Annotated in this window: 11 protein-coding genes; 7 read left to right on the top strand and 4 right to left on the bottom strand. The window is 44.1% G+C overall.

Annotated elements, in window-relative coordinates:
* Nucleotides 1-26 precede the first annotated feature (26 nt).
* Nucleotides 27-815 carry a shikimate dehydrogenase gene (gene aroE, locus IEV39_RS11390; protein WP_005282925.1) on the bottom strand — a complete coding sequence of 263 codons (789 nt, stop codon included), beginning with the start codon at nt 813-815 and terminating at the stop codon, nt 27-29.
* A 157-nt stretch (nt 816-972) separates the two neighbouring features.
* Here aroE and IEV39_RS11395 point away from each other — a divergent pair, with 157 nt between their 5' ends.
* The gene (locus IEV39_RS11395; RefSeq protein WP_005282927.1) at nt 973-1,554 is read left to right on the top strand and encodes a histidine phosphatase family protein; all 582 of its coding nucleotides are present in this window, start codon (nt 973-975) and stop codon (nt 1,552-1,554) included.
* 54 nt (nt 1,555-1,608) lie between these two features.
* Here IEV39_RS11395 and hemF read toward each other — a convergent pair whose 3' ends face one another.
* The 3 genes from hemF to ribA all read right to left on the bottom strand — a co-directional run bounded on the left by hemF (nt 1,609) and on the right by ribA (nt 3,801).
* Nucleotides 1,609-2,550: an oxygen-dependent coproporphyrinogen oxidase gene (gene hemF / locus IEV39_RS11400; RefSeq protein WP_005282929.1), complete on the bottom strand. Its 942-nt coding sequence runs from the start codon at nt 2,548-2,550 to the stop codon at nt 1,609-1,611.
* 121 nt (nt 2,551-2,671) lie between these two features.
* Nucleotides 2,672-3,157 (bottom strand): DUF4844 domain-containing protein, encoded by a 486-nt coding sequence (locus IEV39_RS11405; protein ID WP_005282932.1) that lies wholly within the window; start codon nt 3,155-3,157, stop codon nt 2,672-2,674.
* A 41-nt stretch (nt 3,158-3,198) separates the two neighbouring features.
* Nucleotides 3,199-3,801 (bottom strand): GTP cyclohydrolase II, encoded by a 603-nt coding sequence (gene ribA, locus IEV39_RS11410; RefSeq protein WP_005282934.1) that lies wholly within the window; start codon nt 3,799-3,801, stop codon nt 3,199-3,201.
* 304 nt (nt 3,802-4,105) lie between these two features.
* Here ribA and dxs point away from each other — a divergent pair, with 304 nt between their 5' ends.
* From dxs to mlaD, 6 genes are all read left to right on the top strand, one after another.
* Nucleotides 4,106-6,001 (top strand): 1-deoxy-D-xylulose-5-phosphate synthase, encoded by a 1,896-nt coding sequence (gene dxs / locus IEV39_RS11415; RefSeq protein WP_005282936.1) that lies wholly within the window; start codon nt 4,106-4,108, stop codon nt 5,999-6,001.
* Nucleotides 6,002-6,134: 133 nt separating this feature from the next.
* Nucleotides 6,135-6,965, top strand: coding sequence for an inositol monophosphatase family protein (locus IEV39_RS11420; RefSeq protein WP_005227466.1), 831 nt, complete (start codon nt 6,135-6,137; stop codon nt 6,963-6,965).
* A gap of 847 nt (nt 6,966-7,812) precedes the next feature.
* Nucleotides 7,813-9,699, top strand: coding sequence for a DEAD/DEAH box helicase (locus tag IEV39_RS11425; RefSeq protein ID WP_005227464.1), 1,887 nt, complete (start codon nt 7,813-7,815; stop codon nt 9,697-9,699).
* Nucleotides 9,700-10,117: 418 nt separating this feature from the next.
* Nucleotides 10,118-10,936, top strand: coding sequence for an ABC transporter ATP-binding protein (locus IEV39_RS11430; protein ID WP_005227462.1), 819 nt, complete (start codon nt 10,118-10,120; stop codon nt 10,934-10,936).
* Nucleotides 10,933-11,712, top strand: coding sequence for a lipid asymmetry maintenance ABC transporter permease subunit MlaE (gene mlaE, locus IEV39_RS11435; protein ID WP_005227460.1), 780 nt, complete (start codon nt 10,933-10,935; stop codon nt 11,710-11,712). The genes IEV39_RS11430 and mlaE overlap by 4 nt, the downstream gene beginning before the upstream one ends.
* Entirely contained in the window at nt 11,712-12,386 is a 675-nt protein-coding gene (gene mlaD / locus IEV39_RS11440; protein ID WP_005282943.1) for an outer membrane lipid asymmetry maintenance protein MlaD, read from the top strand. The genes mlaE and mlaD overlap by 1 nt, the downstream gene beginning before the upstream one ends.
* Nucleotides 12,387-12,395: the final 9 nt, after the last annotated feature.

Consider the following 12,395-nt stretch of genomic DNA (forward strand, 5'->3'; position numbering starts at 1 on the left):
TGTTTTTTTATGTAATTTTCAAATGATTATAAAAAATCTTTCAGCTCAGGTTTAACCCCGTTCCAGATGGAGAAGGCTTCAATCGCTTGACCCACCAGCATGCCGAAACCATCCGTCGCAGGCACTTGGCGTTGTTGGGCCTGATCGAGAAAACTGGAAGGTTTGCCATAAGCCATTTCATAAGCATGATGGAAAATCAAGCTTTCAGGCAACTGCAAGGTATCTCCCGTTAAACTTGCTGAAGTTGCATTAATCACCAAATCAAATTCACCTGACAGTTGATCGAGACCGATCGCTTTTAGCTCAGTTTGCGGGACAGCATCTTTTAAATCTTCAACCAGTTGTTCTGCGCGGGCGAGAGTACGATTCGCAATCACAATCTGTTTTGCACCTGCCTGTACTAGAGGATAAATCACACCACGGGTTGCACCGCCAGCCCCTAAAATCAGAATACGGCTATCTTTAAGTTCCCAGCCTAGTGCTTGAATCGCAGCAACCAGACCCTGACCATCGGTATTATCGCCATACAGTTTGCCATCCTGCATCCAAAGCGTATTTACGGCTTTAGCAATTTTGGCACGTTCAGTCAATTGATCACACAGCGCAAAGGCCTGTTCTTTAAACGGTACGGTGACATTCATTCCCGCACCATTCTGGGCAAAGAAGTCTTTGGCCGTACCTTCAAAACCATCCAGTGGCGCAAGAATTTTTCTATAGTTTAAGTCGACCCCGGTTTTTGCTGCGAATGCATGATGTAACTCTGGTGAGCGTGATTGTTCAATCGGGTTTCCAATTACAGCAAATTGTTTGGTCATGGGCGAATCATTCTTGTGCGTTAGTTGAAGTGTATAAATTTGGGGCAAGTGCTGCAATATTGATTTACATCTGAATATGTCAGGAAGGCATGATTTCAGCACCAGAACATGATTTGATATTTTTAGATCGTTGTAAACGTTGAGACTGGTTTTAAGGATGAGTATTTATTTAATTCGGCATGCACAAAGTGAAGCGAATATGAATGGCCGTACACGATCACATGCTGCCATTGAACTAAGTGAGCAGGGTTGGAGGCAGGCAAAACAACTTTGCGAAGCCTTACCACCTATTGACCATGTCCTGATTTCTAAATACCACAGGACCTATCAGACCGCACAACCAATTTTACTCAAGTATCAGATTACAGCAGAAATCGACGACAACTTGCATGAGTTTAGTTATCTTTCGGAAAGGAGGTGTGCCAATACCAATCTGGATGATCGTAAGCAATGGGTCAATGCGTATTGGGAAAGAATGGATGATGAATATCGTGATGCCGATGACGCTGAATCTTTTGCTGACTTATATGGGCGAGTGCAATGTGTTCATGAAAAATTAAGTCAATTAGCGCAGCAATATGTGCATAAGAATTTGGCCGTATTTACGCATGGTCAGTTTTTACAATTATTGCTCACGCTAAAACATGCACCGCAGCCTTTGAGTCGAGAACTGATGCAGGATTTTAGAAAGAATTTAATCCAGCAACCCATCCCAAATACCGCAATCTTTTTATTTTAGGATTCTCCAAAAAAACTCATCCCTGACATATAGTTCAGGGATGAGTTTTTTCATTTATTGATTTAGACCTAACCAGTCTCTTGGTTTTAGATAATAATCGGTGAGACGCTTCTCTGCTGAATCTGCATCCCATTCAGGTCGATATGACCAGCCCGCCAGATTAGGCAAGCTCACCAGGATTGATTCAATCCGACCACCTGTCTGTAGGCCAAACAAGGTACCACGGTCATAGACCAAGTTATATTCGACATAACGGCCACGACGATATAACTGGAACTCACGCTGTGCTTCGGTATAAGGCTGTTCACGATGCTTTTCAAAAATCGGCAAGATCGCGTCTAAGTAACCATTACCAACGGCCTGCATATATTTAAAACAGGTCTCAAAATCCCACTGGTTCAAATCATCAAAGAATAAACCACCGACACCACGCTGTTCATCACGATGTTTTAAATAGAAATAATCATCACACCATTGCTTATGTTCCGCATAGACCTGTTCACCAAAAGGCTGGCACAGATCATAAGCTTTTTGATGCCAATTTAGCACATCCTCATCATCTGGATAGAATGGGGTTAAGTCAAAACCGCCACCAAACCACCACACTGGATCCTGACCTTCAGGCTCAGCGACAAATAGGCGAACATTTGCGTGAGAGGTTGGGATATTTGGATTTTTTGGGTGAATGACTAAGGATACGCCTAAGGCTTGTGCCTTAGCACCCGCAATTTGTGGATGACGTTCTGTCGCAGAGGCGGGGAGTTTACTAATGTTGATGTGGGAGAACATGACCCCACCTTTTTCAATGACTTCACCATTTTGCAAAACACGAGAGCGACCGCCACCGCCTTCAGTTCGTTGCCAATCATCAATGATAAACTCAGCGGTTCCACCGCCTGCACGTTCCTGTTGCTCTAGTCCTGCACAAATGCGTGCCTGTAGATCGAGTAAAAACTCGCGAACACGTTGAATATCAGCTGAAGTTGGATGCTGCATGATGATCCTCTTGATAAGATCTAGGAATTACTGATATCAAAACATAAATCCATAAAAAAAGTAAGGGATTTTTGAATCTATATGAAATATGCATGATTTAGGGTGAAAAAATCATGTTCTGTTAATCTTGGTTTTTACTTTGGCCTTTGGAACGGTTCTTTTCAATAAGCTCATTAATTTCTTCATTGTATAGCCAAGTATTTAAAATACCTTCAGAACTTTCCAAGCCAGTTATATCTAAAAAATGTTCAAATGTACCAGCAACCTGCTCTCTATCATCGGTACCGAGTGAATCGGGATCAATTTGATGGATGCCGTCCGAAAGTATTTTTAGCCGTTGCTGTTTACTTGGTTGAGCAGAGTGCTGATAGAGTTGGATATACGCTTCAGCAGTTTCAGCTACCTTTTTATTCAATAACTTTTTTAATTGGGGATCTTGAACGCCAGAATATAGATAGCCATCCGTTAAAAAATGATCTTGTTGCTGGAACTGATTCAATTGATTGATAATTCCAGCGTTTGATGGATGAGCTTTATTCTCTTCTGCTTGAGTACAGCCACAGAGTAGTAGAACAGCTGTGGCTAAGAAAATACTGAATAATTTCATTTTGATAAATTCTCTTCTCTCAACAAAAGATAACTCTAAAGTCAGAAATCATCTTTTTTATAGAGATGATCCATACGTTCACGTTTGGTCTTTAAATATTGTTCATTGAAGGGATTACGACCCACCGTAAGCGGAACACGTTCAACCACATTAATCCCCAGGTCAGTCAACGCTTTGAGTTTGAGGGGATTATTGGTCACCAGTTTCACTTCTTTGATTTGAAGGTGATCCAGCATGATACTGCACATATCGTAGCGACGCGCATCGGCAGGCAGGTTTAATAACAGGTTCGCATCAACCGTATCATGACCTTGATCCTGTAAGGCATAGGCGCGGATCTTGTTGGTCAAGCCAATACCACGTCCTTCCTGACGCAAATATAAAATGACACCTTGGCCCGCTTCATTAATCAGGCGTTGGGTAGCTTGTAGCTGCGGTCCGCAATCGCATTTAAGCGAAGCGAAAGCATCACCCGTCAGGCATTCAGAATGGATACGCACAAGCACTGGCTTATCTGGAGCAGTTTCTAGCCCTTTAGAAAGCGCCACATGTTCCTCACCCGTTTCCGGATCTTGAAACACGGAAATATTGAAGTCACCAAAGGCAGTCGGCAGCTTTGATGTTGCAATAAATTCAATCGGCACAGAGAACTCACTATGATCATAAAAACTGTCTGAGTATAGCTTAATGTGTGAAGATTGCGCGAACCGGAATTTCTGATTTTTTATATAAGTTTTTCTTTTTCATACAAAGCACACAATAATGGTTGATAAACAGTGACATAATTCAGGATAATCTACGGGTCATTCTTTAAAAATTGTAGAAGAATGTTCAGCACTACATCATTCGCACGTGTGGCTGATTGAAGGTAGATCATATTTAATTGTATGATTGCCCCCATTTAACCCAGCTTCGGACTTGCCAGGCTTAAAAAGGCTTTGCCACATTATGTTGTATACCGAAATTCCAACTCAACGCCCTGTTACGCCATTGTTAGATGGAATTGATCATCCACAACAATTACGTCAGCTCGAGCAAAGCCAACTCGTTCAAGTGGCGGATGAGTTACGTCAATATATTTTGTATGCAGCTGGGCAGAGTGGCGGACACTTTGGTGCAAATCTAGGTGTGGTCGAACTGACCGTAGCCTTGCACTATAGCTTTAATACCCCAGATGATCGTCTGATCTGGGATGTCGGACATCAGGCTTATCCGCATAAGGTGCTGACGGGGCGTCGTGATCGTATCGCGACCATCCGTAGTAAAAATGGTTTGGCTGCGTTCCCTGCACGTGATGAATCTGAATTTGACACCTTTGGTGTAGGCCATTCTTCGACTGCCATTTCAGCAGGGCTGGGTATGGCGTTGGCGCGCCGTTATCAAAAAGATCCATGTGATGTTGTTGCAATCGTAGGTGATGGGGCAATGACCGCAGGCATGGCATTTGAAGCCATGAATGATGCCGTTGCGCATGATGCCGACTTGATCGTGGTATTAAATGATAACGATATGTCGATCTCATGCAGTACTGGTGGTTTTGCCAAACATCTGGCTGCAATCTGGGAAACAGGGCAGTTGATTAATGTGAATGAACAGGGTGAAGCCTATGTTCAGCCGCATCCTAAGTGGACTTATAATTCACGGTTACATCAATCAGCGACCGATGCCGCTGATAATTTATTTAAAGCAATTGGTTTTGATTATTTCGGACCATTTGACGGGCATGATGTGGAGCAACTGGCGCAAGTGTTCCATGCGCTGAAAAAGCGTAAAGGCCCACGTCTGGTTCATATTTATACCAAAAAAGGGAAAGGTTTTGCGCCAGCGGAAGCCGATCCGATTACCTATCATGCCATTACTAAAATTGCGCCAGCCGCAGCAGCACCAGTAAAAAAATCACCACCTAAGTACTCCGATGTATTTGGACAATGGTTATGTGATGAAGCCGCTCAAGATCAGCGTCTGCTCGCTATTACACCGGCAATGTGTGAAGGCTCGGGTATGGTGAAATTTGCACAGCAATATCCTGAACGTTTCTTTGATGTGGCGATTGCGGAACAACATGCAGTGACTTTAGCTGCGGGTATGGCGTGTGAAGGGTTAAAACCGGTTGTCGCGATTTATTCAACCTTCTTGCAACGTGGTTACGACCAGTTGATCCATGATGTGGCCTTGCAAAATCTGGATGTCACTTTTGGAATCGATCGTGCAGGTTTGGTCGGTGAAGATGGCCCAACCCATGCGGGTGCTTACGATTACGCCTATATGCGTACTGTGCCTAACATGGTGATTATGGCGCCGAAAGACGAAAATGAATGTCGTCAGATGTTACATACCGCCTACCTCTATGAAGGGCCGACAGCAGTCCGTTATCCGCGTGGCGCAGGCACGGGTGTTGAAATTCAACAACAGATGACGGCTTTGCCAATTGGTAAGTCGGAAATCGTGGCTGAATTTAATGTTGATGCTGAGCAGCACATCAGTATTCTGGCCTTTGGTAGTCGGGTTGCACCATCGGTTGAAGCGGCAGAACAGTTTGCACAGAAACATGCGATTAGTGTGCGGGTTGTGAATATGCGTTTTGTGAAGCCACTGGACGAGCAAATGATTCGTGACCTGGCAGCGACCACTCAACTATTTGTAACGGTTGAGGAACATGCCGTGATGGCGGGCGCAGGCAGTGCGGTGAATGAATTCATGGCACATGCCAAGATTGTCAAACCGATCCTGAATCTGGGTTTGCCCGATACATTCTTACACCAAGCCACGCATCAGCAAATGCTACAAGATTGTGGTCTAGATGCTCAAGGGATCTTGGCGTCCATTGAGCAAGCCTGGTTCTAGTTTCTAAGTTGATGTAAAAGCGAAAATAATTTTTCGCAACATTTTTCCCCTAAAAGCGCTTATATTTGCTAGAATATACGCGCTTTTATGCATTATTCTTTGTCAAAATCTTCAAATTTGTAGTGGGTGTTCAATGGAACCTATGGTGGTTATGGCTGCGCGTGCGGCTCAAACAGTTGGTCAAGAGCTTTTAAAGGCACATCAAAATCGTCATAAACTCGATTTACAAGTTGAAGAAAAAGGCATTGATGGTCCGGTAACACGTGTTGATCGTTACTTGGAACAACTTACAATTGATACACTTCGCAAAAGCTATAAAAACCACAGCTTCCTTGGTGAAGAGTTTGGTATGCAAGAAGGTAAAGGTCACGATGCAGACTGGTGCTGGGTGATTGATCCTTTAGATGGTACACAAAACTTTATCAACGGTTTCCCGCATTTCTGTATTTCTATCGCAGTACAACATAAAGGTGTGACTCAACACGGTGTGATCTATGATCCAGTACGTGATGAGTTGTTCTCTGCAAGCCGCGGTCGTGGTGCAGTGATGAACCAACGCCGTATCCGTGTCAATGTTAAAGAAAACCTTGAAAATACTTTCCTTGCAGTCGGTCATCCGTACCGTGCCAAGCGTAATGGTGAAATCGTTTCTTATGCCGAGCAACATTTTGCTTCATTATTGGCAGTGACTAAATCTGGCGCGCAAATCCGTCGTGGTGGTTCAGCTGCTTTAGACTTGGCCTATGTTGCTGCAGGTCGTTTTGATGGTTTCTTTGAGCTTGGCTTAAAACCGTGGGATATCGCTGCGGGCGAATTAATCGTGAAAGAAGCGGGCGGTGTTGTTGTTGATGCGCGTGGTGGCAATGAATCATTTGACAATGGTCAGGTGCTTGCATGTTCATTGAAGATGTTAAAGCCATTGATGCAAAACGTTGTTCCAGCTTGGGGCGATGCTGCAAAATAATTTGTAGATTAAAAAAAGAGTAGCATCTAGCTACTCTTTTTTTTGTGTAATAGAACGGGAATAATAAATAGCTGAGATAAAAGTAAAATAACGGTATTGATTAAATAGGCAGCCCAATACGGTGGAGCATGCATTGATCCGAAAAGGGCAATCAGGAATTGTCCAATCACGATGCAGCTGTAGGCTGTATAGGTGAGGATGGGATAGGTTGTATCCAGTTTCAGAAAGGTTGAGAAGCCCCGGGCAATAAAATAAATTGAAAAAAGAACACAGGTTAAAATGACTCCTTTAATCGGATACTCAAAGACGTATCCAGCATCATGAATAAAGGGGTAGGGATTTTCCTGCTGTCCATGATAAATAATATTCAAACACCCGAATAACCATAAACCCAGTAATAATCTGATCAGCATAAAATTATTTTGTAGTTTATTTTCCATGTTTTATTTAAAGTAATCTGTTGTTGTCACACAGAATAATTGTACATTTATTAGAAGTGTATCGCTTATTTGTGATCGCCAGACCCAGTATTTTCTAAAAAAACGTGACTTTCTTAAAGTTTCTGCTATAATCCGCCCACGCACTTAAATTCCAGTTCATTACCTGAACATTCAGTTCTATTCATATTAGCGCACGCTGTCCATAGAGAGGACCACATCTTGCGCCCAAATCGCTTAGCGATTCTTCAGGTTGAGGCAGTAATCAAGCGTGCGTTTAGTCCACATCGTCGTTATTCGGATCGCCGCTGAATTTCATATATTTTCAGCTTGAGTCGCTTTGCCGCTTGTTGCCGATGTCTATTTTTTGTATTTATTAAAATGGAGCACCCACAAGGGTGAAACTCTCTATGAGCAAAACTTTTGCCGAATTTTCTTTGCACGAAACCTTACAACAAGCCCTAGAAGGTTTAGGTTTTACGACACCAACTCCTGTGCAAGAACAAGCGATTCCAGCTGCATTAGAAGGTAAAGATTTATTAGTTTCAAGCCAGACCGGTTCTGGTAAAACAGCAGCATTTTTACTTCCTACATTAAACGCTTTAGCGGGTGAAGATACTTTTGTGCCATTCAAAGAGCGCATGAAAGCAGTCACTCAACCTACGATTTTAGTTATTTCTCCTACGCGTGAATTGGCTCAACAGGTAAGCCAAGACGCGATTGCATTTGTACGTCACATGAAAGGTGTTCGTATTGCTGCAATTATGGGTGGTATGCCTTTCGGTAAGCAAATCCAGCAGCTTAAAGGTGCACAAGTTGTCGTTGCGACTCCAGGTCGTTTACTTGACCTTGTAAACCGTCGTCAAATCAAACTTGATAAAGTTGAATCATTAATTGTTGATGAAGCAGACCGTATGCTTGATCTTGGCTTCTCTGAAGATTTAGAAGCAATTGGTGAATTGGCTGCAAACCGTAATCAAACATTAATGTTCTCTGCAACTTTTGCTGATCGTATTATCCGTCTTGCTGAACGCATGATGAATGATCCGCAACGTATTGCGATTGAAACTGGTCACAGCACTAACACTGATGTAACTCAAACATTACATTGGACTGATGGCTTTGAACACAAGAAAAAATTATTGACTCACTGGTTATCTGATGAGTCTGTAGATCAAGCGGTTGTATTCGCAAGCACGCAAGAAGATACCGATATGCTTGCTGAAGAACTGGCTGAAGCGGGTCATTCTGTTGTTGCACTCCATGGTGCGATGCCACAAACCGTTCGTAACCGTCGTTTACGTAGCATTCGTGAAGGTCGTGCAAAAATCCTGGTTGCAACCGATGTTGCGGCGCGTGGTTTAGACGTACCAACCATTTCACACGTCATTAACTTCGGTTTACCGATGAAAAATGAAGACTATGTACACCGTATTGGTCGTACAGGTCGTGCGGGTCGTACCGGTCAAGCCGTGACTTTGGCAACTTACCGTGAGCGTGGCAAAATCCGTGCTTTGGAAGATTATTTAGATGCACGTTTAAATGTATCTGAAATCGAAGGTTTAGAACCATCTCCACCTCCTGCACGTTCAGGTCGTGACGGTGGCGGTCGTGGTCGCGGTGGTCGTGATGGCGGCGGTCGTGGTCGCGGTGGTTTTGGCGGTGGCCGTCGTTTTGAAGGTGAAGGTAACTTCAAACGTCGTGAAGGCGGTGATGATCGTCCACGTCGTAGCTTCGATGACAAACCACGTGGTGAGCGTCCATCTTTTGGTGGCGAAGATCGTCCACGTCGTGAATTCAACTCTGACCGTCCACGTCGCGAGTTCAATTCAGATCGTCCACGCCGTGAAGGTGGTTTTGAAGACCGTCCACGTCGCGAATTTAATTCAGATCGTCCACGTCGTGAAGGCGGTTTTGATGATCGTCCAAAACGTAGCTTTGGTGGTGAAGACCGTCCACGTCGCGAGTTCAATTCTGATCGCCCACGTCGTGAAGGTGGTTTCAACGATAAACCGCGTTTTGACTCAAATGATGACAACCGTGGTAACCGTGTAGATTACAAACCGCGTCGTGAAGGTAGCTTCGGTGACCGTCCTAAACGTGATTTTGGCGATCGTCCACAGCGTGAAGGCGGTTTCGGTGATCGTCCAAAGCGTAGCTTCGGTGATGACCGTCCAAAACGCAGCTTCGGTGGTGATGACCGTCCAAAGCGTAAGTTTGGTAGCGATGAGCGTCCAGTACGCGGTTCACGTGAAGAAACTTTCGGTGGCGACCGTCGTCGCAAAAACGATTTTTAATCGTTAAAAACCGATAGAATGAAGAAGCCAGTTGAAAAACTGGCTTTTTTATTTCGGTTTAGTCATGTAAAATTATAAAAATGTGTACTAATTCAAACTTTATATAAGAAATGAATAAGGTGAAGCAAAATAAAAGCCTTTTGAGTCAAGCTTGGTCTTTCATGTGTAGTGAAGGGCTGCCATGCCTATTCGTCATTTTAATGCTGTGTAACGGTTTGTTTTTTGCTTATGCGTTGTTTGATATGATTAATACGGAATCATTTAATGTTAATTCTCATCCAACCACCAGCCAAATAGTTCCCAAGAATAACTACATAAATTAAATACTCTTGATACATGGTTTATCAAAATGGAAACAAGCGTTTAGTGTTTCAGTGTATAGTATGCGTGCATAAAAAGTGCAGGAAAGAATGCCATTATGAATAATCCATCTCCTCTTGATCGTGAAGCCTTAATTGAAGTTAAAAACTTAAGCTTTAATCGGGGAGAGCGCGTCATTTATGACGATATCAGCCTTAAGATTCGTCGTGGTCAGATTACTGCCATTATGGGACCGTCCGGTACCGGTAAAACCACTTTGTTGCGTCTGATTGGTGGACAGTTAAGCCCAGATCACGGCGAAGTGCTACTGGATGGTAAAAATATTGCCACCATGTCACGTCATGAGTTGTTCGCTGCGCGCGCGCGTATGGGCATGTTATTCCAGAGTGGTGCATTATTCACCGACATGTCGGTATATGAGAATGTCGCATTTCCAATCCGCGCACATACCAAATTGCCAGAACATCTGATTGCAGAACTGGTGGCATTAAAACTGGAATCGGTTGGATTGCGTGGTGCTGAACAGTTGATGCCAACCGAGCTTTCCGGTGGTATGAACCGTCGTGTTGCCTTGGCGCGAGCGATTGCACTGGATCCTGAGCTGATCATGTATGATGAGCCATTTGCAGGCCAAGACCCGATTGTAATGGGCGTATTGACCCGTCTGATCCGTTCCTTGCGCGATGCTTTGGATCTGACCACGATTATCGTATCGCATGATGTGGCTGAGACCTTATCGATTGCGGATTATATTTATGTGGTTGCAGAAGGTAAAATTCAGGGTGAAGGTTCACCAGAACAATTAAAAAACCATGCTTCACCTTTTGTCCGTCAGTTTTTAACAGGTTCGGCTGAGGGACCTGTGGAATATCAATTTACTCATCAAGCATATTTAGATAACGAGGTTCGTCCATGAATGCGATTGCCTGGCTAGGTAGACTCGTTATTGAGCGAATAAAAGGCATCGGTGCTGCCGCATTGATGCTCTTGCAAGTTTTATTTTCCATGCCATCAAAAGGTGGTTTTCGGCGCTTTGTTTACCAGATGTATCGTGTCGGGGTGATGTCCCTGCTGATTATTGCGGTTTCCGGTTTGTTCATTGGTGCCGTGCTGGGCTTGCAGATGTATAGCATTCTGGTCACTTTTGGCAGTGAAGCAATGCTGGGTACTGCAATTTCACTGACCTTGCTGCGAGAACTTGCTTCTGTCGTTGCTGCCTTATTGTTTGCAGGGCGTGCAGGCTCGGCCTTAACCGCTGAAATTGGTTCCATGAAACAGAGTGAACAGCTTGCCAGCATGGAAATGATCGGTGTTGATCCACTGCGTCAGATCGTGGCTCCTCGTCTATGGGCCGGTATTGTCAGTTTGCCAATGCTCACGGTCATTTTTGCGAGCATTGGTATTATTGGCGGCAAGCTGGTTGGTGTGGATTTTTTAGGTGCTGATGAAGGTTCGTTCTGGAGTGGTATGCAAAGCAGCGTCCAGTTCTGGCATGACATTTTTAATGGCACCATTATTAAAAGCATTGTCTTTGCTTTGATTTGTACATGGGTGGCGGTATATCAGGGCTATGCCTGTGAACCAACCCCAGAAGGTATCGCGACTTCAATGACCAGAACGGTCGTATATTCTTCACTTTGTGTATTAGGTTTTGATTTCGTGTTGACTGCGGTCATGTTCGGAGGGATTTAATGAAATCACGTACTAGTGAGCTGGCCGTAGGTATTTTTGTCATTATCTTCGGTGTCGCTCTATTTTTTCTGGCGATGAAGGTCAGTGGCTTGGTGGGTACTAATCTGCGCGACAGCTACAGCATGACAGCACAGTTTGACAATGTGAATGGCTTGAAGCCACGTGCCAAAGTGACCATGAGTGGTGTAACCATTGGTCGTGTTGAATCAATTACGCTTGATCCGGTTTCCCGTCTGGCCACCGTTAAATTTGATCTGGATGGTAAGCTGACCAGCTTTAATCCGGAGCAGCTCAAAGAGGTGCAGAACAATGCGCTGGAAGAGTTACGCTATAGTTCTGACTATGAGCAAGCGAATGCTGCGAAACAAAAAGAAATGGAACAGCAACTTACCAGTAACATGACCTCCATCACCACACTCGATGAAGATGCTTATATAATGGTAGCAACCAATGGTCTATTGGGTGAGAAATATTTGAAGGTTGTTCCGGGTGGTGGTGTGAACTACCTCAAACGGGGTGACGTGGTTTCAAATACCCAGGGCACCATGGATTTAGAAGATTTGATCAGTAAATTTATTACCGGTGGTGCTGGTAAAGCCACATCAAGCTCAACAGCGTCAGAAAGTCCAGCTTCACAGCCTGCTGCTGAAGCAGAACCTTCTTTTGTTGAGTAATTCAGGTTA

Origin of the sequence: Acinetobacter courvalinii (assembly GCF_014635545.1) — a bacterium.
Lineage (GTDB): Bacteria > Pseudomonadota > Gammaproteobacteria > Pseudomonadales > Moraxellaceae > Acinetobacter > Acinetobacter courvalinii.